The organism is Rhodococcus quanlei, assembly GCF_055231015.1.
In genome coordinates this window covers 38,150-61,210 of the sequence record NZ_JBUYWD010000003.1, presented here as the reverse complement: position 1 = coordinate 61,210, position 23,061 = coordinate 38,150, and the positions used below count along the sequence as shown (strand labels likewise).

The 23,061-nt window shown below is 64.0% G+C and carries 19 protein-coding genes and 3 tRNA genes; 11 read left to right on the top strand and 11 right to left on the bottom strand.

Going from position 1 to position 23,061, the window contains the following annotated elements:
- Positions 1-39: 39 nt before the first annotated feature.
- Complete coding sequence (gene dnaG, locus ACZI8Q_RS02105) at positions 40-1,968, top strand: DNA primase (protein ID WP_463371847.1); 1,929 nt, start codon at positions 40-42, stop codon at positions 1,966-1,968.
- Positions 1,969-1,975: 7 nt separating this feature from the next.
- Here the strand turns inward: dnaG and ACZI8Q_RS02100 are convergent, their stop codons facing one another.
- The gene (locus tag ACZI8Q_RS02100) at positions 1,976-2,224 is read right to left on the bottom strand and encodes a hypothetical protein (protein ID WP_463371846.1); all 249 of its coding nucleotides are present in this window, start codon (positions 2,222-2,224) and stop codon (positions 1,976-1,978) included.
- Positions 2,225-2,361: 137 nt separating this feature from the next.
- On the opposite strand from ACZI8Q_RS02100, the gene ACZI8Q_RS02095 reads away from it, so the two are divergent.
- Together ACZI8Q_RS02095 and ACZI8Q_RS02090 are read left to right on the top strand one after the other, a co-directional pair.
- Positions 2,362-2,434, top strand: a tRNA-Asn gene (locus tag ACZI8Q_RS02095).
- A gap of 126 nt (positions 2,435-2,560) precedes the next feature.
- A tRNA-Ile gene (locus tag ACZI8Q_RS02090) sits at positions 2,561-2,634 on the top strand.
- A gap of 10 nt (positions 2,635-2,644) precedes the next feature.
- On the opposite strand, the gene ACZI8Q_RS02085 is transcribed toward ACZI8Q_RS02090, so the two are convergent.
- The gene (locus ACZI8Q_RS02085) at positions 2,645-3,211 is read right to left on the bottom strand and encodes a YdeI/OmpD-associated family protein (RefSeq protein WP_463371845.1); all 567 of its coding nucleotides are present in this window, start codon (positions 3,209-3,211) and stop codon (positions 2,645-2,647) included.
- A 156-nt stretch (positions 3,212-3,367) separates the two neighbouring features.
- On the opposite strand from ACZI8Q_RS02085, the gene ACZI8Q_RS02080 reads away from it, so the two are divergent.
- From ACZI8Q_RS02080 to ACZI8Q_RS02065, 4 genes are all read left to right on the top strand, one after another.
- Positions 3,368-5,602 carry a glycoside hydrolase family 3 C-terminal domain-containing protein gene (locus tag ACZI8Q_RS02080; RefSeq protein WP_463371844.1) on the top strand — a complete coding sequence of 745 codons (2,235 nt, stop codon included), beginning with the start codon at positions 3,368-3,370 and terminating at the stop codon, positions 5,600-5,602.
- A gap of 20 nt (positions 5,603-5,622) precedes the next feature.
- Positions 5,623-6,144: a DinB family protein gene (locus ACZI8Q_RS02075; RefSeq protein WP_463371843.1), complete on the top strand. Its 522-nt coding sequence runs from the start codon at positions 5,623-5,625 to the stop codon at positions 6,142-6,144.
- Between the two features lie 80 nt (positions 6,145-6,224).
- Positions 6,225-7,067: a serine hydrolase domain-containing protein gene (locus ACZI8Q_RS02070; RefSeq protein WP_463371842.1), complete on the top strand. Its 843-nt coding sequence runs from the start codon at positions 6,225-6,227 to the stop codon at positions 7,065-7,067.
- Positions 7,068-7,198: 131 nt separating this feature from the next.
- Complete coding sequence (locus ACZI8Q_RS02065) at positions 7,199-7,708, top strand: DUF3145 domain-containing protein (protein WP_463371841.1); 510 nt, start codon at positions 7,199-7,201, stop codon at positions 7,706-7,708.
- Between the two features lie 130 nt (positions 7,709-7,838).
- On the opposite strand, the gene ACZI8Q_RS02060 is transcribed toward ACZI8Q_RS02065, so the two are convergent.
- The 6 genes from ACZI8Q_RS02060 to aceE all read right to left on the bottom strand — a co-directional run bounded on the left by ACZI8Q_RS02060 (position 7,839) and on the right by aceE (position 16,310).
- Positions 7,839-9,272, bottom strand: a complete 1,434-nt coding sequence (locus tag ACZI8Q_RS02060; protein WP_463371840.1) for an acyl-CoA carboxylase subunit beta — start codon at positions 9,270-9,272, stop codon at positions 7,839-7,841.
- Between the two features lie 108 nt (positions 9,273-9,380).
- Positions 9,381-10,628, bottom strand: a complete 1,248-nt coding sequence (locus tag ACZI8Q_RS02055; protein ID WP_463371839.1) for a KasA/KasB family beta-ketoacyl-ACP synthase — start codon at positions 10,626-10,628, stop codon at positions 9,381-9,383.
- Positions 10,629-10,636: 8 nt separating this feature from the next.
- Positions 10,637-10,948 carry a meromycolate extension acyl carrier protein AcpM gene (gene acpM, locus ACZI8Q_RS02050; protein ID WP_463371838.1) on the bottom strand — a complete coding sequence of 104 codons (312 nt, stop codon included), beginning with the start codon at positions 10,946-10,948 and terminating at the stop codon, positions 10,637-10,639.
- A gap of 108 nt (positions 10,949-11,056) precedes the next feature.
- The gene (locus tag ACZI8Q_RS02045) at positions 11,057-11,974 is read right to left on the bottom strand and encodes an ACP S-malonyltransferase (protein WP_463371837.1); all 918 of its coding nucleotides are present in this window, start codon (positions 11,972-11,974) and stop codon (positions 11,057-11,059) included.
- A 127-nt stretch (positions 11,975-12,101) separates the two neighbouring features.
- A complete protein-coding gene (locus ACZI8Q_RS02040) occupies positions 12,102-13,382 on the bottom strand; it encodes a PucR family transcriptional regulator (protein WP_463371836.1) in 1,281 nt (426 codons plus the stop codon).
- Between the two features lie 69 nt (positions 13,383-13,451).
- Positions 13,452-16,310 carry a pyruvate dehydrogenase (acetyl-transferring), homodimeric type gene (aceE, locus tag ACZI8Q_RS02035; protein ID WP_463371835.1) on the bottom strand — a complete coding sequence of 953 codons (2,859 nt, stop codon included), beginning with the start codon at positions 16,308-16,310 and terminating at the stop codon, positions 13,452-13,454.
- Between the two features lie 265 nt (positions 16,311-16,575).
- Here aceE and ACZI8Q_RS02030 point away from each other — a divergent pair, with 265 nt between their 5' ends.
- The 4 genes from ACZI8Q_RS02030 (at position 16,576) to ACZI8Q_RS02015 (ending at position 18,288) form a co-directional block, all read left to right on the top strand.
- The gene (locus tag ACZI8Q_RS02030; protein ID WP_463371834.1) at positions 16,576-17,091 is read left to right on the top strand and encodes a hypothetical protein; all 516 of its coding nucleotides are present in this window, start codon (positions 16,576-16,578) and stop codon (positions 17,089-17,091) included.
- A 175-nt stretch (positions 17,092-17,266) separates the two neighbouring features.
- Positions 17,267-17,692: a DUF3052 domain-containing protein gene (locus ACZI8Q_RS02025; protein ID WP_463371833.1), complete on the top strand. Its 426-nt coding sequence runs from the start codon at positions 17,267-17,269 to the stop codon at positions 17,690-17,692.
- Between the two features lie 28 nt (positions 17,693-17,720).
- Complete coding sequence (locus ACZI8Q_RS02020; RefSeq protein ID WP_463371832.1) at positions 17,721-18,185, top strand: peroxiredoxin; 465 nt, start codon at positions 17,721-17,723, stop codon at positions 18,183-18,185.
- Between the two features lie 31 nt (positions 18,186-18,216).
- Positions 18,217-18,288 (top strand) — tRNA-Val (locus ACZI8Q_RS02015).
- A 76-nt stretch (positions 18,289-18,364) separates the two neighbouring features.
- Here the strand turns inward: ACZI8Q_RS02015 and ACZI8Q_RS02010 are convergent.
- Genes ACZI8Q_RS02010 through glsA form a run of 3 tightly spaced genes read right to left on the bottom strand, consistent with a single transcriptional unit; the run spans position 18,365 to position 22,820 of the window.
- Positions 18,365-20,110: an alpha/beta hydrolase gene (locus tag ACZI8Q_RS02010; protein ID WP_463371831.1), complete on the bottom strand. Its 1,746-nt coding sequence runs from the start codon at positions 20,108-20,110 to the stop codon at positions 18,365-18,367.
- Complete coding sequence (locus ACZI8Q_RS02005) at positions 20,110-21,741, bottom strand: MFS transporter (RefSeq protein WP_463371830.1); 1,632 nt, start codon at positions 21,739-21,741, stop codon at positions 20,110-20,112. The genes ACZI8Q_RS02010 and ACZI8Q_RS02005 overlap by 1 nt, the downstream gene beginning before the upstream one ends.
- A complete protein-coding gene (gene glsA, locus ACZI8Q_RS02000) occupies positions 21,738-22,820 on the bottom strand; it encodes a glutaminase A (protein ID WP_463371829.1) in 1,083 nt (360 codons plus the stop codon). The genes ACZI8Q_RS02005 and glsA overlap by 4 nt, the downstream gene beginning before the upstream one ends.
- Between the last annotated feature and the right edge of the window lie 241 nt (positions 22,821-23,061).

Here is a 23,061-nt window from a genome sequence, read left to right as displayed (position 1 = left end):
TACCGGCTCCCTCGAACCGCTAGCGCCTAGACTGTCGGCGTGCCTGGCAGAATCCCCGATCGCGACATAGCGGCCATCCGCGACCGCACCCGTATCGAGGACATCGTCGGCGAGTACGTTTCGCTGAAACGCGCCGGCGCGGATTCGATGAAGGGATTGTGCCCCTTCCACGACGAGAAGTCGCCGTCATTCCATGTGCGTCCGAATCACGGCACGTATCACTGCTTCGGCTGTGGGGAGGGCGGTGACGTCTACTCGTTCCTGCAGAAGATCGACCACGTCAGCTTCGTGGAGTCGGTGGAACAACTCGCCGATCGGGTGAACTACACGATCTCGTACGAGGGTGGTGGCACCTCGGTTCAGCGTGATCGCGGCACCCGTGCCCGGCTCGTGGCCGCCAACGCAGCCGCGCAGGAGTTCTATGCGGCGCGGTTACAGGAACCGGACGCGCAGGCGGCACGCGATTACCTGACCGAGCGGAATTTCGACGAGCAGGCCGCGCGGACCTTCGGTTGCGGTTACGCCCCCGCCGGCTGGGATGTGCTCACCAAGCATCTGCTGTCCAAGGGGTTCGAGGTGAAAGAGCTCGAGGCGGCGGGACTCTCGCGTGAGGGCAGGCGCGGACCCATCGACCGTTTCCACAGGCGCCTGTTGTGGCCGATCCGCAACCTCTCCGGTGACGTGATCGGGTTCGGTGCCCGCAAATTGTTCGATGACGACACCATGCCCGGCAAGTACGTCAACACGCCGGAAACGATGCTGTACAAGAAGTCTCAGGTTCTCTTCGGGCTGGATCTCGCGAAACGCGACATCGCCAAGGGACATCAAGCGGTCGTGGTCGAGGGCTACACCGATGTGATGGCGATGCATCTCGCCGGAGTGAAGACGGCTGTCGCCGCCTGCGGTACCGCATTCGGAGACGATCACCTGTCGATGCTGAGACGTCTTCTGATGGACGACAGCTACTTTCGCGGTGAGATCATCTACACCTTCGACGGTGACGACGCCGGTCGAGCAGCCGCGATGAAGGCCTTCGCAGGTGACCAGAAGATGGCGGGGCAGACATTCGTGTCCGTCGCGCCCGCCGGTATGGACCCGTGCGAATTGCGTCAGCAGTCGGGTGATGGTGCGGTGCGCGATCTCGTGGCCCGACGTACTCCGATGTTCGAATTCGTCGTCAAGTCGATGCTGACCGAGCACGATCTCGAGACAGCCGAGGGGCGCGTCGAGGCGTTGAAGCGGACGGTGCCCGTGGTCGCACAGATCAAGGAAACCACGCTGCGCGACAGCTACTCCGTCCAATTGTGCGGTTGGGTGGGTTGGGACGACATCCCGACCGTGCGGCGCCGGGTTCGTGAGGAGGCGCAACGGCGAGCCAAGGGTGGGGGAGCACCGGCATCGTCGCGGCGTCGGATTCGCCAGGAACCCGAACCGCAGTCTGCCGCGCCGGTCGGCATTCCCCGACCGCGGCCGAATGACCCCGCATTGTGGCCGCAACGGGAAGCGGTGAAGGCAGCACTTCAGTACCCAGCGATTGCGGGGACGGTGTTCGATTCGTTGCCGGCCGAGACGTTCACACACCCGGCGTACTCGGCCATTCGCCACGCAATGACCACCGCGGGAGGCGCGAGCGCCGGGCTCGGCGGTGCGGAATGGCTCGAAGCCGTCGGCCGTGGTCTCGAAGATCCGGTGACGACCTCGTTGTTGTCCGAACTGGCAGTCGAGTCGCTGCCGGCAGAGGAAGACACCGTTCCCCGCTACATTTCCGGGGTTCTCGCGCGCCTGCAAGAAGTGTGGGTGGGAGAGCAGGTAGCCGAGTTGAAGTCGAGGCTGCAGCGAGTCTCGCCCGCTACGGAGTCGGACGAGTTCCATTCGTTGCTCGGCGACCTGGTGGCCCTCGAGCAGTACCGTCGGAGTCTGCTCGATCAGGCGATCGGCGACACCAGCAGCGACGGACTCGCGGGCTGACCCTGCGCTACTTCTTCTTCAGCTGGTCCTGCGGGACCATGACCGTCGTGTCCTCGTCGATCGGACGCATGGGCTCGAGTTTCGGTCTCGTGTTCAGCGAATCGGACAGGCGCTGACGCGACATCTGCAACGCCTTCTTGGTGGCCGGACTGGTGGCCACCGCTTTGGTTGCCTTACTGATCTGTTCGTACCGTGCGCGTCCTGCGCGCGTACCCAGGACGTACCCTGCCGCGATACCGATCAACAACCGCATCATTCCCGCTTCCTCCCAGTGCACATGGACTTCCACCATCCTGCCTGATGTCTCGTTCGGCAGGCGATTTGGTACTTGGGTGGGGCAATAGGCTAAAGTCTTCCACGCAACGCCGGAGACGGCGAAGCACGCAAGAATAATCCCCTGTAGCTCAATTGGCAGAGCTTCCGACTGTTAATCGGACGGTTGCTGGTTCGAGTCCAGCCGGGGGAGCACCGAAGAGAAGGCCCGCAGATGGAATCTGCGGGCCTTCTCTCGTATGTGAGGGCGGGTGCCGCGTGTCCGGTGGTGCCGGCGTGGCGGTAGCATTCAGTCTCGCTGCGAGGGGACCTTCGCGCTGGGGCGGTAGCTCAGTCGGTTAGAGCCGTGGACTCATAATCCATTGGTCGCGGGTTCGAGCCCCGCCCGCCCCACAAGAGTCGCTCACTCTGCGTCCATCAGCTTGCCGTTCTTCGACAGGTCCGGGTCGGTGCAGGACGAGAGATCGAAGCAGCAGGGGCGGCGCTTACCGGATTCCAGCTTCGACATCGCGACTTCGACTCGTCGCTCGCGTGTGGCAGGGTTTCTGGTGGCCTTGATCCAGCGCACCCACTCCCAGCGCGCCATCGGTGTGATGTCCTCCCACACCTCGACGATGTCCGGTGTATCGGCCAACGCAGACTTCAAGTCCTCCGGAACGTCGGGCTCGGGCCAGTTCTTCGTCGGTTCGACCTCGACTGTCACGATGTCGCCGGTACCGAGCCCCAAGGCGCGCTGCAACTCCTCGTCGATTGGGAGCCAGTGCCCACGCCTGCCATCAGGTTCGACAACCGCGGAGAAGGGACGATCGTTCAGCGACGCGGTGACCGCCACCTGGCCTCGCGACGGAAGCCTGGTGCTCGCGTCGTCCGGGAACCGCACTATGGTCTTGTCACCGATCTGCTTAATGTGACCTTCGAAACCGACCACTGGCCGATCGGAGTCCGTCCTTCCAGGTGTTTTCTCCGTCATGACACCGAGACTAATCGGGGTCGCGTACCTGGCGCTTCTCGATTCCTGATCGGATCGGTGAGATCTGCAGGTCTGCATCCGGGGCGCGAAACGCTACCGGTCCGTAGCCTGGGGGCGACTTCTGTCCTACCCAGCACTTCGAACGGAGACCACTCGATGGTGACTCATCCGCGTATCGCCGATCTGAGCACGAAGGAGAAGGCGGCACTCACCAGTGGCCGGAACTTCTGGGAGACCGAAGCAATCGACCGTGTCGGTATCGCATCCGTCTTCATGACCGACGGTCCGCACGGTCTGCGCAAGCAGACGGAGGGAGGTGACAATCTCGGTATCGGCGACAGTATTCCCGCCACCTGCTTTCCGCCCGCTGTGGCGCTCGGTTCGAGCTGGGACGTGGAACTGCTCGAGCGAGTCGGTACGGCGCTGGCGGTAGAGGCGAAGGCGCAGCGCGTCGGAGTGTTGCTGGGCCCTGGCATGAACATCAAACGTTCGCCGTTGTGTGGGCGAAACTTCGAGTACTTCTCCGAAGACCCGATCCTGACCGGGCGCCTCGCGGCCGCAGTGGTCAACGGACTGCAAACCAACGGTGTGGGGGCATCGGTCAAACATTTTGCCGCGAACAATCAGGAAACCGACCGTCTCCGTGTCAGCTCGGACGTCGACGAGCGGCCGCTGCGCGAGATATACCTGCGGGCGTTCGAGCATGTGGTTCGGCACACGTCGCCGTGGACGGTCATGTGCTCGTACAACCGGATCAACGGTACGTACGCGTCGCAGAACCGCTGGCTCCTCACGGACGTTCTCCGCGGAGAGTGGGGGTATGACGGGTTGGTCGTATCGGATTGGGGAGCTGTGGCGAACAGGGTGCCCGCACTGGTTGCGGGACTGGACCTCGAGATGCCGTCGAGTGGCGGCGTCACGGACACACAAGTGGTCGCGGCGATCGAGTCCGGTGACGTCGAGGAGTCCGTTCTCGATTCCGCTGCAGGTCGGGTGCTCGCGCTGGTGGACAAGGTTCGTGCGAACACCGCAGACGGTGCCGAATTCGACGTTGACAGCCACCACCAGCTGGCGCGGGAAGTGGCAGGGCGCAGTGTCGTCCTCCTGAAGAACGACGTCGTGCTGCCCCTCGAGCCCGATAGTGGAAGTCGCATCGCGGTGATCGGGGAGTTCGCCCGTACACCGCGTTACCAGGGAGCGGGAAGCTCGCAGATCGCACCGACCCGGCTGGACAATGCGCTCGACGAGATTCGTGTGCTCGCCGGTTCGTCCCCGGTGACTTTCGCTGCCGGATTCGTCCCCGGAAGCGAGGACGATTCTGCAGCGCTTGCGGCCGAAGCAGTGGCGGTTGCGTCCGCCGCGGATACGGCAGTCGTATTTCTCGGGCTGCCCGAGGACGTCGAATCGGAAGGCTTCGATCGCAAGGACATCGAACTCCCGAACGAGCAAACCGCGCTCCTTCGTTCGATCCTCGAAGTCAATCAGCGTGTGGTTGTGGTGCTGTCGAACGGCGGTGTGGTCCGTGTGTCGGAATGGGTGGACGGGCCGTCGGCGGTAGTCGAAGGCTGGTTGCTCGGCCAGGCAGGAGGGGGTGCACTTGCAGATGTTCTGTTCGGGGTGGTCAATCCGTCCGGCCGTCTCACCGAAACTGTTCCCGTGCGGATCGAGGACACCCCGGCTTATCTGAACTTCCCCGGCGAGGCCGGCCACGTTCGCTACGGGGAAGGGCTGTTCGTCGGGTATCGCCACTACGACGCACGGGACATCCCGGTCGAATTTCCTTTCGGGCACGGATTGTCCTACACGGCATTCGACTACCGCGATATGTCGGTTCGTCCGTCCGTATCCGGGCTCGCGGTGACGACGACGGTAACCAACACCGGGGATCGTGACGGCCGCGAGGTGATTCAGGTGTACGTCGGCGTTCCTGGTTCGTCCGTGCAACGCCCAGCACGCGAATTGAAGGGATTCGCGAACGTACTCGTGCCACGGGCAGAAAACCGGACGGTGACGATCGATCTCCCCTGGGCAGATCTTTCGTACTTCGATACCTCGTTGGGGCAGTGGGTGGTCGAGGGCGGCGAGTATCAAGTGTTCGTCGGCGCATCGTCGCGAGACCTGCGTGCCCACCGTGCCGTCACGGTCGAGGGGGACGCGCCGTTGCCGGTTCTGACCGCGGAATCGACGATCGACGAATGGTTCGACCATCCTGTCGGCGCCGCCGCCCTGCGCCAGGCGATGGAGTCGGTCGGACCCACCATGTTCGCCGATCCCAGTTTGCTGAAGATGATGGGCTCGATGCCGATCGGACGTGTCGCCGACTTTCCTGGTGCGCCATTCGGCCGTGACCGGATCGACGAATTGATCGGGGAAGTCGCGCCCAGAAGGTGAGCACAAATACGATGGGCGCCATGGTGATCACTCCCGACGGTAAGGATTGGACCTGGGTCATCGAGGACCGGTGCCCCGAGTGTGGTTTCGACGCCCGCGCGATGGAGTACGAGCGGATTTCTGCCATCGTGGACGACAACGCGGCCCGGTGGGTGGGCGTGCTTCGCCGCGCCGACGTGCGCGTGCGGCCGGATGCTCGGACTTGGTCGGCGCTGGAGTACGCCGCACACGTGCGCGATGTGTTCGACCTCTTCGCAAGCCGGGTGCAGTTGATGGTCGACGAGGACGATCCACGATTCGACGACTGGGATCAGGATGCAACCGCTGTGCGGGAGCGGTACAACGAACAGGACCCTGCGGCGGTCACACACGAGTTGTTGGAGTCTGCAGGTCGCGTCGCACGCGCCTTCGGTGCCGTACCGGCCGCGGAGCGCGATCGCACCGGACGCCGCAGCAACGGTTCGCGATTCACCGTGGACAGTCTGGCGAGGTACTTCGTGCACGATCCGATCCATCACCTGCACGATGTCGGAGCTGCGTAGAATCGTTGTCGTTCGGGGTCGTCGGCCGTCGACGTGCACGGGCGCGATGGAGTGCCGAGGGTCTCTCGTAGGGTGGTCGCGTGGGAAGAACTGAGCAGCACATCCTCGAGCGCATCGCACAGTGGCCCGTGGAGGGCGCCTCGGCTGCGGTGGTGTCGAACTCGGGAACTCGGGCGACCTACGGAGACGTCACGCGAGTATTTCCGTTGGCGTCCGTGACCAAGCTGCTGGTGGCGTACGCCGTGCTGATCGCGGTCGAGGAAGGCGCAATCGAGCTGGACCAGCCGGCTGGACCGGAGGGCTCCACCGTCCGCCACCTACTTGCACATGCATCGGGGCTGGCATTCGGCGAGAACGTGGTGCAGTCTCCGCCGGAGCGCAAACGGATCTACTCGAGTGCCGGGTTCGAGGTCCTTGCCGATCTGGTCGCCGGCGAATCCGGCATTGCGTTCGGTGACTATCTACGGGAGGCCGTCTTCGCGCCGCTGGGAATGGAAACGGCGGAGTTGGTGGGTTCGGCCGGTCACGGCGCACAGGCTTCGGTTGTAGATCTGACGCGGTTTGCTGCCGAACTGCTCGAACCGACGCTGATCGCGACTCCTACGTATTCCGCCGCTGTGAACGTCCAGTTTCCCGGTCTCGACGGCCTGCTACCGGGCTACGGGCGCCAACGCCCCAACGATTGGGGGCTGGGATTCGAGTTGCGAGGTACCAAAGACCCACACTGGACCGGGTCGTCGAACTCGCCGCAGACCTTCGGGCATTTCGGCCAATCCGGGACGTTTCTGTGGGTCGATCCAACCGTTCGGACGGCACTGGTGGTGCTCACCGACCGTGATTTCGGGGACTGGGCCAAACCGCTGTGGCCGGCCTTGAGCGATGCCGTGCTGACCGTTGGTGCCGAATCGAATCGGCCAGTCTGACACATATTTCTCGATTACCACTAGCGCAACACGGCTAACACGGGGCACACTGGTGATCAGAGTTCTTCGATTGCAGGTCGAACCGAGGTCGTTGGGGAAGACGTCCCTCGTCGAGATTGCAGGAGGCTCTGGTGCGCGCATTGAATCAGTTCGCGGACGTGACGGCTGGTGTTGTCTACATCCACTCGTCGCCGGCGGCGGTGTGTCCACATGTCGAGTGGGCGTTGACCGCAACACTCGACTGCCGTGCAGACTTCGTGTGGACTTCGCAGCCCGCATCGAGTGGTGTGCTCCAGGCGATCAGTAACTGGGTAGGGCCGGTCGGGACCGGCGCTCGGCTGGTCAGCGCCCTCCGCGCGTGGCCGATGCTTCGTTTCGAAGTCACAGAGGACCCCAGCGAAGGAGTCGACGGTGAGCGATTCAGTTACGTCCCGGAACTGGGCTTGTGGCATGGCTCGACCAGCGCAAACGGGGACGTGATGATCGGGGAGATGCGGCTTCGGTCCATCATGTCGAGTGGCGCGGACATCGGCGCGCAACTGGACCTGGCTCTCGGCGCCGAATGGGACGAGGCTCTCGAACCATTCCGTGGTGGTGGCGACGGCGCAGAAGTGATGTGGATACACAAGCAAGTCGGCTGACAGATCGAGTGCCGCGGCGACGGGCATTACGTGGCCGTTTCCGAACTCGAAGAGGCGCCCCGCGGCGAAACCCTGGGACTGGTCGATGACCCTTGCGCCGACCGTCAGAGCGGGCAGCGGGGTCAGTGCATCACAGGGGGATATTCTTGTGATTCCCGCGTGCCGGTGTCGCTGCAGCAAGGGCGGCGGCGACCACGCTGCGAGTGGTGGCAGGATCGATCTCCTCGTCGACCACGCCGATTTCCACGGCACGTGTGACTCCTCCGGCAATGGCCTCGTGTTCGACGGCCAAGCGATCGTGCAGTGCCTCGCGTTCTTCCTCCGGCGCGGCGGCGAGCGCACGCTTGTGGAGGATTCCGACGGCCGCCTTCGCGCCCATCACGGCCACTTCGGCACCCGGCCACGCGTACACCGCGGTAGCGCCGAGCGCACGTGAGTTCATGGCGATGTAGGCGCCGCCGTAGATCTTGCGGGTCACCACCGTGACGCGGGGAACGGTCGCCTCGGCGAATGCATGGAGCAACTTGGCGCCACGACGAACGACACCTTCCCATTCCATGCTGACACCGGGTAGGTAACCGGGGACGTCCACGATCACGACCAGCGGAATGCCGAATGCATTGCACAACCGAACGAAACGAGCGGACTTCTCGGCGCTTTCGGAATTGAGGCAACCACCGAGCCGGAGAGGATTGTTCGCGATGAGGCCCACGGTGCGACCACCGAGCCGGCCGAATCCGGTGACGATACTCCGGGCGTAGTTCGCCTGCAGTTCCTCGAAACTGGACTCACCCTCGACGTTGTCGAGAAGCTCGTTAACGATCGGACGAACGTCGTAGGCGCGCTTCGGGGACTCCGGCATGAGCGCACGCAAGTCCGTGTCGCCGTGCTCTGCGGCGGCCTGATCGAATTCGCCCTGATCGGCGAGCATCGAGACGAGACGCCGAGCACGGTGGAGTGCATCGTCCTCGTCTCTGGCGGCGATGTGGGCGACACCGGACTTCTTGGTGTGGGTGTCCGGGCCGCCGAGCGAGTTCATGTCGACCTGCTCGCCGGTCACGCTGCGAACGACGTCGGGCCCTGTCACGAAGACACGACCTTCGGGGGCCATGATGACGACGTCGGTCAGCGCCGGCCCGTAGGCGGCTCCACCTGCGGCGAACCCGAGAACGACGGAAATTTGGGGGATGCGGCCCGAGGCTCGCACCATGGCTTCGAATACCAAGCCCACGGCGTGGAGTGCTTCGACGCCTTCGGCGAGGCGTGCACCACCCGAGTGCCAGAGTCCGACGATCGGGGCCTCTTGGTCGAGCGCGGTATCGATGGCGTTGACGATGTGCTTGCAGCCTTCGACTCCCATGGCGCCACCCATGACGGTGGCGTCGGAGCAGTAGGCGACCGAGCGGACGCCGTCGATGGTGCCGGTGGCGGCCAGGACACCGGATTTGTCCGGTGCGTGGAGGGCGGTGACCGTGCCGGCGTCGAACAGACGCTCGAGCCGGGCCAGGGGATCGCGCGGATCGGTCGACTGATCCGACTTCGTCGACGGCGCCAGTATTGTCATCGCGTCCTCCTGTAGCAGGCCCCTACCGGGGCTGTCGATGGGTGGAGATTCCGCGTTACATATCGTGCGGAATCTCCACCCGCGATCTGGCTGATTCGAACCGGGTTGTTATGCCCGGCCGAAGGCGAGCGCGACATTGTGCCCACCGAACCCGAACGAGTTGTTGAGCGCGAAATCGATCTGTCCGCTGCGGGCTTCGCCCTTGACGACATCGAGGTCGATTTCTGGATCCTGATTCTCGAGATTGAGTGTGGGCGGAACGATTCCGTCCCGCACACTCAGGACCGTGAGCACCGATTCGAGAGCGCCGACGGCGCCGATCGAGTGCCCCAACGCAGACTTCGGTGCGTAGATCGAAGCGTGCTTACCGACAGCGGCATTGATGGCCTTCGCCTCTGCCGTGTCGCCGATCGGGGTCGCCGTGGCGTGCGCGTTGATGTGCTGAATGTCCTGCTTGGTCAGCCCGGCCGACTGGATGGCCCTTGTCATTGCGCGTGCAGCACCGGAACCCGAGGGATCCGGAGCGACGATGTGGAATCCGTCCGACGTGATACCCGCGCCCAGCAAACGGGCGTGGATGGTGGCACCACGAGCCTTGGCGTGCTCTTCGGTCTCGAGGACCATCAGGGCGCCGGCCTCACCGAAGACGAAACCGTCGCGATCCTTGTCGAACGGACGCGAGGCCCCCTTCGGGTTCTCGTTGTTGGTGCTCAATGCGCGCATCATCGCGAAGCTCGCGATCGGAACGGCATCGAGGAAGCCCTCGGCGCCACCCGCGACGATGATGTCCGCATCGCCCATGATCAGCATCCGGTACGCATGCGCGATCGCCTCGGAGCCCGAGGAACACGCCGACACCGGAGTGATGACGCCGGCGCGTGCTCCGAGTTCGAGACCGACCGTCGCCGACGGCCCGTTCGGCATGATCATCTGCACGGAGAACGGAGACACCTTGCGGTAGCCGCCGTTCTTCATCTTGTCGACGGCGTCGACAAGAGCTTCGCCGCCACCGAGGCCGGTTCCGATGACGACACCGAGACGATCCTTGTCGACGTCCGGGCTGCCCGCCTCTTCCCAGACCTTGCGGCCGAGAACGATGGCGAGCCGCTCGACGAAGCTCATGCGCCTCAACTCCACGCGTGAGAGCGACTCGTCCGGAGACACCTTCAGGTGGCCGCCGATCTTCACCGGAAGTTCGTACTCTTCGATGAAGTCGTCGTGGAGGACGTCGATGCCGCTCTCGCCGGCCAGTAGGCCCTTCCACGTGCCATCCACATCACCGGCGACCGACGTCGAAGCCGCAAGGCTGGTGACGACGATATTGGGGAAGTTCCCGTTGCGGGTTGCGGAAGTCACGGTTGGGCTCACTCCTCGTCGTTCTTGGCGGCTTCGAGCTTCGCCTTCACTGCTTCTGCCTCGGCGCCGCCCTCGGCCTCGAGCTTCTGGATGTAGCCCACTGCGTCACCGACGGTGCGGAGGCTGGCGAGGTCCTCGTCGGGGATCTTGACGCCGTACTTGTCCTCGGTCTGAACAGCGATCTCCACCATCGACAGGGAGTCGATGTCGAGGTCGTCGACGAAGGACTTCTCGACGGTCACCTCGGAGGGTTCGATGCCGGTGACCTCCTCGATGATCTGTCCGAGCTCGGCAACGATTTCTTCCTGGGTGAGTGCCACGGGGTGGCTCCCTTCTGGGTTCGGTGTATACGTCATTTCCAGTTGTGCAGGTCGTGGGCCTCACGACCGGACCTGCGGCCCTACACGCACGTGGGTGCGTGCAGCAAACTAGCCGACTGTGCTCAGCTCGGCCAGTGCGGAGATTTCCCCCGGGGTCTTGAGTGCAAGCGTCGGTGTGCCACGCATCTCGCGCTTCGCGATTCCGATCAACGTTCCGGCAGGCGGAAGCTCCGCGATTGCAGCAACTTGGGCGTCGCGCAGGTGTGCGGTGCACAGGTCCCAGCGCACGGGCTTGGTCACTTGCGCTGCCAGCTTGGTCAGTGCGTCGGCGCCGGAGGTGACCGGTGCGCCGTCGGCGTTGGACAGGAGGGTCCGAGTGGGCTCGGACGGCGTGATCTTGGCGGCTGCTGCGGTCACTGCTTCCTGGGCGGGTGCCATGAAGCGGGTATGGAATGCGCCTGCGACGGGGAGTGCGCGCACACGTGCCTTCTCCGGCGGATTCGCGGCGAGCTCTTCGAGTGCAGTGAGCAGACCGGCAGCAACGATCTGGCCTGCAGCATTGCGATTCGCAGGCACGAGGTCGAGTTCTTCGAGGCGGGCGAGTACGGCTGTTTCGTCACCGCCGAGCACGGCCGACATGCCGGTGGGCTCGAGCGAGCAGGCCTTCGCCATTTCGGAGCCACGAACCGCGGCCAGCGCCACGGCGTCGTCCGTGGTGAGGACACCGGCGACAGCAGCGGCAGCGAGTTCGCCGACCGAGTGGCCGGCCGCGATCGTGTCGGCCGGGACGAGGCCCTTGCGTTCGATCTCCTCGTACGCCAGCAGAGCGGCAGCCACCACGAGCGGCTGTGTCACCGCCGTGTCGGTGATCTCCTCCGCGGTGGCGGTGGTGCCGAGCCGAACGAGGTCGAGGCCGGATGCCTTCGACCAGAGTTCGAGTCGGTCCTGGGTACCGGGCAGCTCGAGCCATGGCGCGAGCATTCCGGGTGTCTGAGAGCCCTGACCCGGGGCAAGCAACGAAATCACTACTCAAGAGAACACCGTCACACCGGTGACGCGAGATGTCGTACGCCATGAACTCTCTTGATCGGATTTGTTGGGTTTCCACAAAAGCCCTAGTCGGGGCCTCGCATCGGAATGGCGGGCTCGGGCGTTACAGCACGTCTTCTCCGAATGTGAATGGTGTGACTGCTGTTAAACGAGTGGTTGGTTCGTGACGAGATTGAGTCAAACGACCGACCGTAGCCGCGATCCTGAGCACGTACGCATCACGAGGATTTGTCGGTTCTCGTCCTGTGACTTCTCCTATTCTTTTCAACCGATAACGAACTGTATTTGGATGAACAAACAGCTGACGGGCACATGTTTCGACAGCGCCACCACAGTCGAGGTAGGCATCGAGTGTGTCGGTGAGCACCGATCCGGCCGCCGACAGCGGCGCAACCAACGTCTCGTTGAGCGCAGTCATCGCCGCGGAATCTCCGAGAAGTGCTCGCTCCGGAAGGAGCTCGGCCGCGAAGACGGGCCTCGGCGCGGCACGCCAACCGGCGACGGCCTGCATGCCGGACAGAGCCTCGACCGCACTCGAATGTGCTGCGCCCAGCGTCGGGGTCGTGGGACCGATGACCACGGGTTCGTCCGCGAACTTCGTGAGCAGGTCGCGCATGAACTGCGACCCGCTCGCAGGTTTGTGAAGGTCGCCGCTGACCACCATCACGAGGCGCGAGCCCAGTACCACTGCCAGAGCGGCCCGGTCGTGCCTCTCGGCGATGGTGTGCACGGTTCCGACGACGGACACACGCTCGTCGGGCGGGGGAGTACCGACGATGACGGTGGCGGGCGCAGTGGCATCCCAGTTGAGGGTCGCTGCCCTCGAGAGCATGTCCGACCCGGTGTCCCCACGGACCACCGCATCGACGACCAACGCCTCGAGTCGGGTGTCCCAAGCTCCTCGTGACTCTGCGGCACTGGCGTAGACGGACGCGGCTGCGAACCCGAGTTCACGGCCGTACCGCAGGATGGCCTCGGTCAGCGCGACGAGTTGCTGGTCGTTCCGCGCGAGTGCCGGAAGCCACTGCTCGAAGAACTCCATGGCAACCCGAACCATCTCCACCGTCTGACGCAACGTCAGGCGGCGCGCCAGATCCTGCGGAATCACCTGGAACGCGTCGAGGCTGAAACGGATGTCGTTCTTGTCGTTCTCCGGGTCTTTCAGCCATTCGAGGAAATTGACGACGGCAGTTTGCACGAGTAATTGGACGTTGGCGCGCTGCGAGGCGTCGAGATCGTCGAAGAAGGGCAGCTGTTCCTGCATGGTCGTGACTGCCTCGGTGGACAAGCGTCCGGAGAACTGCTTCACGCGGCGCAGCAGCGCGTCCGGTAGTGGGTCACGTTGCGGCTGTCGTCGGGCAACCATCGGCCTCTGCTCTGGCATGCACAAGAACCTACGCCCACCGCCGTCCACCGACGGGTAACCCGTCGGTGAACGGCGGTGTCTGCAAGGTCAGGCGACCCCGGAGTCGGACGTCTGTTCGGGTGCCGCATGCACATCCTCGATGCGGTACCTGGCGGCCGCTTCCACCGCATTCGCGGCGTCGATCGAGCCTTCGTTCGCCAATGCGACGAGAGTGGCGACCGCGATCGATTCGGCATCGACATTGAAGACCCGTCGTGCCGCCGGCCGGGTGTCGGAGAACCCGAATCCGTCGGTTCCGAGGGTGGTGTAATCGCCGGGTATCCATTGGCGGATCTGGTCGGCGACGGCCCGCATCCAGTCCGATGCAGCGACGAACGGGCCTTCCGCGTCGGACAGAGCGGTGGTCACGTAGGGCACCTTCGTGTCCTGACCCGCCGAGCGCAGCTGCTGCTTCTCGCATTCGACACCGTCACGGCGCAACTCGCCCCACGACGTCACCGACCAGACGTCGGCCTGCACGCCCCAGTCGTCGGCCAGCAACTGCTGGGCCCGCAGACCCTCGGGCATGGTGACACCGGAAACCAGAATCTGAGCCTTCGGCCCGTGTCCCTCGGCGCGTCGGTACAGGTAGATGCCCTTCAAGAGCCCGTTGACGTCGAGATCCGACGGCTCCGCCGGCTGCACATAGGGTTCGTTGTAGAGGGTGATGTAGTAGAAGACGTTCTCCCCGCCGAAGCCTTCGACCCCCTCGGTGCCGCCGTACATCCGGCGTAGGCCGTCCTTGACGATGTGGGCGATCTCGTAGGAGAAGGCGGGGTCGTACGCAACCGCGGCAGGGTTGGTCGATGCCAGCAGCAGCGAATGCCCATCGGCGTGCTGCAGGCCTTCTCCGGTGAGGGTGGTGCGTCCCGCCGTGGCACCGAGTACGAACCCGCGCGTCATCTGATCTGCCGCAGCCCACAGGCCATCACCGGTGCGCTGGAACCCGAACATCGAGTAGAAGATGTACAGCGGAATCATCGGTATGCCGTGCGTCGCGTACGACGAGCCGACGGCGGTGAACGACGCCGTGGACCCGGCCTCGTTGATGCCCTCGTGCAGGATCTGTCCGACCTCGCTCTCCTTGTAGGCGAGCATCAGATCGGCGTCCACTGCGGTGTAGAGCTGCCCGTTGGGGTTGTAGATCTTCAGGGACGGGAACCACGAGTCCATACCGAAGGTGCGGGCCTCGTCGGGAATGATCGGCACGATCCGGGGGCCGATCTCCTTGTCGCGCAGCAACTCCTTCATGATGCGCACCAAAGCCATGGTGGTGGCAACTTGCTGCTTGCCGGAGCCCTTGCGGACGACGTCGTAGGTCTTGTCGGGTGGCAGCGGCAGCGGAGATGCCTTGGTGTTCCGGGACGGCAGGAAGCCGCCCAGCGCCCGGCGCCGTTCGAGCATGTACTGGATTTCGGGCGCGTTCTTGCCGGGGTGGTAGTACGGCGGCATCTTGGGGTTCTTCTCCAACTCTTCGTCGGAGATCGGGATGCGCTGTACGTCGCGGAAGTACTTGAGATCTTCGAGGGTCAGCTTCTTCATCTGGTGGGTCGCGTTGCGGCCCTCGAAGTGCTTACCGAGGGTGTAGCCCTTGATGGTTTTTGCCAAGATGACGGTCGGCTGACCCTGGTGGGCCATCGCCGCAGCGTAGGCGGCATGAATCTTGCGATAGTCGTGGCCGCCGCGTTTGAGGTTCCAGATCTGCGCATCGGTCAGATCTTTGACGAGCGCTTTGGTCCGGGGATCGCGCCCGAAGAAGTGATCGCGCACGAACGCGCCATCGTTGGCCTTGTACGTCTGGTAGTCGCCGTCAGGGGTGACGTTCATGAGGTTCACCAGCGCACCGTCGCGGTCCGCGTGCAGCAGAGCGTCCCATTCGCGGCCCCACACGACCTTGATGACGTTCCAGCCGGCACCCCGGAAGAAGGACTCGAGCTCCTGAATTATCTTGCCGTTGCCGCGGACAGGTCCGTCGAGGCGCTGCAGGTTGCAGTTGACGACGAAGGTGAGATTGTCCAGGCCCTCGGTCGCTGCGACGTGCGCAAGCCCGCGCGATTCCGGCTCGTCCATTTCGCCGTCACCGAGGAACGCCCACACGTGCTGTTGCGAAGTGTCCTTGATGCCGCGATCGTGCAGGTAGTGGTTGAATCGGGCCTGGTAGATCGCGTTCATCGGGCCGAGCCCCATCGACACCGTCGGGAACTCCCAGAAGTCGGGAAGCAGCCGCGGATGTGGGTACGACGGCAGCCCGCCACCCTGGTCGGCGTGGCTGTGTTCCTGCCGGAAACCATCGAGCTGTTCTGCCGGAATCCGCCCTTCGAGGAAGGCGCGGGCGTAGATGCCCGGTGAGGCGTGGCCCTGGATGAATATCTGGTCGCCGCCGCCGGGATGATCCTTGCCGCGGAAGAAGTGATTGAAACCGACCTCGTACAGAGCAGCGGAGGAGGCGTAAGTGGATATGTGTCCGCCGACTCCCACTCCGGGTCGTTGGGCACGGGTGACCATGATCGCTGCGTTCCACCGGATGAAGGCGCGGTAACGGCGTTCGACCTCTTCGTCGCCGGGGAACCATGGTTCGTTCTCCGTCGGAATGGTGTTCACGTAGTCGGTCGACGTCAATGCCGGCAGGGCCACGTGTTTTTCGCCGGCGCGTTCGAGCATGCGCAGCATCAGATAGCGGGCGCGGGCGGGACCGGACCGGTCGAGGAGTCCGTCGAACGATTCGAGCCACTCGTGCGTCTCGTCGGGATCGATGTCCGGAAGGTACGACGCGACACCCTCGCGAATTACGCGGACACGCTCGCCTTGTGCGGATGCGGATCCAGTGTGTGTGGAACCGTCGCCTTTCGCTCCGCCTGGTGTGGCAGAGGGCGAGTGTGAAGCTGACTCCTGACTCAGGTCTGACAAGGTTGCTCCTCTTTGTGGTTGGACGCCCTGTGTGGCGTCCGTTCCCAGCGATCGGGCCGTGGTGGGCCCGATTCGTCACCTCATTCGTAATATGGTGCAACCCTCATCTTTCCCCATTGCGTGACGACCGGCACAGCCCCCTTCGGTTACCGGCCAGTACTGTTTTCGCTGGTGTCCGTAGAGTTGGGTCGTTCGTGCGATGCTGCGGTGGAGAACGGCGCCGATGGAGAGTCGGTGCCGTACGAGAGTCAGAGGGGAAGAAGAAATGCAGAGGGTCACGCGCGGGACCGGTCTCGTGGGTGCGACGGGCGCATTGGTCATCGGGTTCGGGTTGATCGCCGGGTGCAGCGCGACTGTCGAGGGAACGCCGCGTCCGAACGATGTGCAGGCGGCGGAATATGCCGCTGAGGTGACGTCTTCAGCGGCCGCGGCGTCGTCGTCGCGAGCAGCAGCCCAGGTCGACCAGGCATGTTCGACCCTCTTCGAGGAAGCTGCGGCGGCGGTGGACCCGTACAACGCATTCATCGAGGCCGCCAATCAGGAAGCGCCCGATGTCGAGGAGAAGGCCGCCGCTGCGGTGAAGACGTACCGGGACGCCGCAGCTTCGGCGCGTGAGGATGCGGCCGCTGTTCCGCCCGAACTCGCCGCGCTGTTCGATGACTATGCCGGCATCTATTCCGAACTGGCGGATGCGGTCGAGTCCGGTAAGACCGGCGATGCACTCAACGTTCTCGCGGACCGTGGATACGACATCAAGAACGCCATCGCCGCAGAATGCTGAAAGACTGCGATCGACACCGTACTGTCGAGGAACACGACCGTTCGATGCATTTCTCGAGGTTTTCTGCGCGGTCGGCTTGCGCGAAAGCCGTCGAGCATGTTCGCTTCACTTATCGATCTTCACCCACAAGGTGCCCGGACAAGCTGGACATCATCGACAAAAGGAGGACCTCACCGTGGTCGCCGCGGCGGACGCCCAAAGCTATGTTCAGAAACTCGGAATCACCTCCGATATGGTGGTGCAAGAACTGGGCTGGGACGAGGACACCGACGACGACCTGCGTGCCGCGGTCGAGGACACGATCGGTGGGGAGATTCTCGAGGATGATTCCGACGAGGTGATCGACGTCGTGCTGCTGTGGTGGCGCGACGAGGACGGTGACCTGGTGGATGCGTTGATGGACGCAATCGGCCCGCTGTCGGAGGAAGGCTTCGTCTGGGTTCTGACCCCGAAAACGGGTCAGCCCGGCCACGTGGAGCCGAGTGAGATCGCAGAGTCGGCACCCACCGCCGGATTGACTCAAACCTCAGCCTCCAACCTCGGCAACTGGTCGGGGAGTCGGTTGGTGCAGCCCAAGTCGCGCCCGTCGAACAAGCGCTGACATCCCTTCTTTCGGATCAAGGACCGATATGCCACTCGAAGTGGGCACTGCTGCCCCGGACTTCACCCTGAAGGATCAGAACAACCAAGAGGTGACGCTCTCCGACTTCCGCGGCGAGAAGAATGTGCTTCTGGTGTTCTATCCACTCGCATTCACGGGAACCTGTCAGGGCGAACTGTGCAAGGTACGCGACGAACTTCCCAAGTTCGAGAACGATGACACCGCGATCCTTGCGATTTCCGTCGGTGCGTCACCGACGCACAAGATCTGGTCCGCGGAGCAGGGTTACACCTTTCCGTTGCTGTCGGATTTCTGGCCGCACGGCGAGGTCGCTCAGGCCTACGGCGTCTTCAACGACAAGTTGGGATTCGCGAACCGCGGGACCTTCGTCATCGACAAGGATGGCGTCATCAAGTTCTCGGAGATGAACGGTCCTGGAGAGGCCCGTGACCAGGGAGCTTGGGAGAATGCGCTCGCCGCGCTAGAGTCCTGATGCGCAGTCGGCGATTTTTCGCCGACTGTTCGGGCGTGTAGCTCAGTGGTAGAGCTCTGGTTTTACACACCAGCGGTCGGGGGTTCGAAACCCTCCGCGCCCACCGATGAATGAGCCCCGACCTGCCGATGGCTGCGGGTCGGGGCTCATTCGAATCTGGTGCGCTCGGGTGGACGGTCTCACTCCCTTGTGAGTATCTCTCTCAATCGGCTCGTGTCGGCATCAGTCCACCCGGGTGGTTCGAGGATGGCGGCCCAGGCGTTCGCGAGGTCGGCGACGAAGGTGTGGCCGAATCCGTCGGGCACACTGTTCGCCACTGCCATATCCGCCGAGACCTGAAGGAACGTGACGATCGGATACCACTGCGTCGATGGCAGCACACCGTCGCCTCGCGGCTCGCGCAGCCAGTCGGGTTCGGAGAACAGCAGTTCCGGGTTCCACCAGGTGATCGGATCGGAGGCGTTCTGCAGGTACACCACGCGTGTGCCCTCCCACGGTTCGTCCGGCCGTTCCAGGTCCGCCGGTGAGGAAACGAATCGGACCGTTTCCCCGTCTCGATAGATCGGTAGCGTCTGCGGGGAGTCTTCGTCACGTGCCGCAGTGAACCGCCGCCACAACTCGTTGCTGTTGGTGGGGCCCACGAACAGTGCGCCGTCGGTACGCGATGCCAGGTCCAGGTCGCCCGCGAAAGCTGCCTCGGCCGAGAACGAACCGAGACTTTCGCCGAAGGTCACCAGCTGTGGGCGTTGGTCCGGCGGGATCTGTTGTACCTGTGCCGAGACTTCCCGGAACAGTGCGCGCCCGGCCTGTCTGGCGCGATCCTTGTCCGCGATGAACGAGAGCCAGCTGGGCAGATAAGAGTATTGCATGCTGACGATCGCCGTGTCTCCGCCGTACATGTACTCCAGAGAGGCGGCTGCCGACTCGTTGATCCACCCGCTACCGGTGGTATTGGCCACCGCTATCACCGCACGGTCGAAGGCGCCGGTGCGCTCGAGCTCGTCGACGGTCAGCCGCGCGTGCGCCTCTGGTCCGCCGTCCGCCGAGGCGAGGCCGATGTAAGCCCGGATCGGCTCGGATGCCGGTTTTCCGGTGAACTGTGCGATGTTCGCCGCAGAGGGGCCACTGGAGACGAATCGGCGTCCCATTCTGCCCAGCGAGTTCCAGGAGACCAGAGATTGTGTGCTGCCCGATCGCAGCGGTGAGTCGGGTGGACTGCTCGCCGCTTCGGTTTCTTCGTTGATGGCGGCAAAAGACGAGTTCAGCCCATTCATCACCCATTTGGCCAGCAGGCCGTCCACCAGGGTCGTCACAAGGAATGCGGCGATCACCAACCCGGCCACGGCCGCCAATCGGCGAGGCAGGACTCGGCGGGCGGCGCGCACACACCAGCGCATCAGCCATAGGAAGGATCGGCCCAACAGCACCAGTGCCGTGAATATCGCAGCGGTGACCACCAGCAGTACCGGGTAGGCGGTCCACGACAGATCCGGCGCGTTCATGATCGACCGTAGCTGCGACTGCCACTGCGAGAACCATACGAGCATCGCGCCTGTGCCGGCAACGCACACAACCGGCAGCATCCACCAGGCGATTCGAGCGAGAAGCCGAGGCGGCTCCCATTCGAGCAACCACCGCAGGAATATCGAGGCCACGATGCCGATGCCGTAGCCGATGGCGGCAGCAGCGCCCGACACCGTGCCCTGGAAGAGGGCGCCGCGCGGCAGCAGTGTGGGAGTCAGCGAAGCCCAGAAGAACACCACCGCCACGACGAGGCCGAGATAGGGGGCTTTGGCAAACAACGGAAACTCGCGCCTGCGCTGCTGGGCCCTCCCGATCTCGGGCTTCTGTGCCGCCGGCGCAGCGTTTCCTGCTTGTGCAATGCGGCCGTCCTGATCCGACACGGTCGGCGTCCGTTGTGTCACTACTGCTCTGCATCCGGTGCCGGGATCTCGCCCGGACGATACCGCGGCAGACGGGAAGCCGGCAGAATGGCGATCGCGCTGACGATCGCGAGGACGAGCAGGCCGTACTTGAGTGTCTGCAGCCGCACGTCCGCGTTGATCTCCACGGCCCTGTCGATCTGCTGCGAAGTAGCGTTCGTGGTGGTTTCGAGGTGCTCACGCAGATCGTCGTTACGGACGAAGTCGACCTTGTCCAGGTCGACTTGGACGACGAGCGAGTCCGGTATCGCAGTCTGGTGCGCCACTGCGTTTCCGATCCCCAGTGAGAGCACTGAGACGAGGATCGCGCCGATCACGGCGGTGCCGACGGCGGAAGCGAGATTTTGCGTGGTCCCACGGATCGAGCCGACATCGCCAGCCAGGCGTTTTGGTGCGCTGGTGACCAGCACGTTGAACACGAGAGTGACGAGTGCACCCTGACCGATGCCGAAGACGATCAGGCCGATGATCGTCGGAATCGTCTCCCAGTTGTTGCTCACCACGTACGCCAGCCACACCAGCGCGGTCGTGGTGAGTACGAACGAGAACAGGCCGATGGTCCTGGGGCTGAAGTGCTTGTAGACCCGCACCACCAGCATTGCCGTGACGAACACGGTGAGGTTGAACGGCAGCATCGCGATGGACGTGTCGAATGCGGAGCGCCCCTGGACGATCTGAATGTACAGCGGCACCGTGAAGTTCAGCGCAGCCTCCATCGCTACGACGATGAACATCGCGTAGACGGCAGCACGCTCGCGGCCCGACCCGAGTACGGAGAGTTCCACCAGCGGCGTCTTGCCCGCCTTGATCCTTGCCCGCGTCCACTGGAAGAAGCCCTGGCCGAACACCAAGCCGATCACCACGAGCAGCGGTGCCGGCGATACTCCGACTATGTCGAATGGTGCGTCGGGGGAGGCGAACCACACGCCCCACGCGTTGAGATTCTGGAATCCCATGGTGATCAGCACGATCGCGACACCGATGAGGATCGCGGCCACGATGTCGATGTCGATGTCCTTGTCGCCCTTGTCGGAGCGCAGTGTGAAGCTGAGCACGAACACCGCTACCGCGATGCCCAGCACGATGGCGAACGACGGGCGCCAGCCGACGGTACTGGCCAGCGCGCCGCCGATGAGGAATGCGGAGACCCCGGACAACGCTCGCGCCGAGCCGAGCGAGCCGACTGCTGTCGCCTGCTGGAGGCCCTTGTAGTTCTCGGCGATCAGGGCGACGAGGGCAGGGACGATGATCGCCGCCGACGCACCAGCGAGACCCTGGCCGGTGATGGCCCAGCCGACGCTCGGCGAGACCAGCATGATGATCGAGGAGACAGCGAACAAGACGACGACGGCACGGAAAACCCGTAGCCAGCCCACCTTCTGACCGACCTTGGCGCCCACCATGACAAGCGCGGCCACGACGAGGCCGTAGACGACGATCGTCGCCGCAACGGTCGTCGGAGGCGCACCGAACGAGTCGACCATCCCGCCGAGGGATATGGGCAGAAGCGCCACATTGAAGGACATCAGCATCTGGGCCAAGAACAGCCCGATCATCGGTACCCAGGATGTGCGCGCGGCTTCGTCGTCCGACACTGCGGTCTCAGCGCTCATGCGATGTGCCCTTTCGTCTGCGGTGCGATCTGCTCTTCGGCGGTGCGCCGTGCAGGTTCGTGCGCGAAGGTATCGAGGTGGTCTCCGCCTGTATGTACGTCCGAGGCGAACAGATTGAGCCCGAGCGCCCGGGAGAGGTACGCCGTTGCCCGCTGGCCGCGAACGCTGTTTCCCGCTTCGTCCAACCGCGGTGAGAACGTGCCGATGGCCCCTTTGCCCGGGACGATGGCGACAATTCCGCCGGAGACACCGGATTTCGCGGGTAGGCCCACTTCGAACAGCCACTGTCCTGAGCGCTCGTACATGCCGGTGGAGGCGAGCACGGACAGGGTGTCGCGGCACACCTGCGCCGACACGACCCGTTCTCCGGTGACCGGGTTGACCCCGCCGTCCGCCAGGGTGGCGCCCATGATTGCGAGGTCGTGCGCGTTCACGCGTAGCGAGCACTGCCTGGTGTACACGTCGACGAGGGTCGCCGGTTCGGCCTCGATTCGACCATAGCTCTCGAGCAGTTGCGTGATGGCCCGGTTCCGGTGGTTGGTCAGCATCTCCGAGTGGTACGCCTGGCCGTCGAGTTCGAGTGCGCGACCGGCGAAACGTGAAAGCCCTCGGCGTACCCGCTCCCACTGTTCTGCAGGTGTGGCCCCGGGAATCAGTGCGGTCGTAGCGATCGCGCCCGCGTTGACCATCGGGTTGCGCGGGTGGCCGTCGCCGAGCTCGATCGCGATCACCGAGTTGAAAGGCAGGCCTGTGTTGTCGACGCCGATGCGCTCACGGACCGCCATGTGCCCGTGTGCTTCACAGACCAGCGCGAAAACGAATGCCTTCGATATCGATTGGATGGTGAACTCGGCCGCCACGTCCCCGGCCTCGTGCATACCTCCACCGATTTCCGAGACGGCAACCGCGAACAACTCCGGGTCGGCGTCCGCAAGCGCCGGTATGTAGTCGGCCACCGACCCGTCGGTCATCCGCAGGTAGCGTCGGTATGCGGCCCCCACGATCGTCTCGACCGACTCCCACCGGGGTAGACGTCCGGTGGACACTTGTTGCGCGACATCCTGCAGCTCTCTGTGCATCCAACACTCCCCGACGTCGTTGTCGCTCAACCATGTCCGATAGCGCCCGGCCTGTGACGTAGCGGCCGTTCCCCTGACCGCAGTCATCCGGCTTCGGGGCGAGTATTGCATCACGACGTCGACCGCGCAGCCCTTCTCGGCACGCGTAAGCGCAACTGGCGACGCAGGGAGTCCAGACTCGGTGTGACCGCCGACCAATTGCGGGTAGCGTTCAGGATCGACTGGTTCCAACGACCAAGCA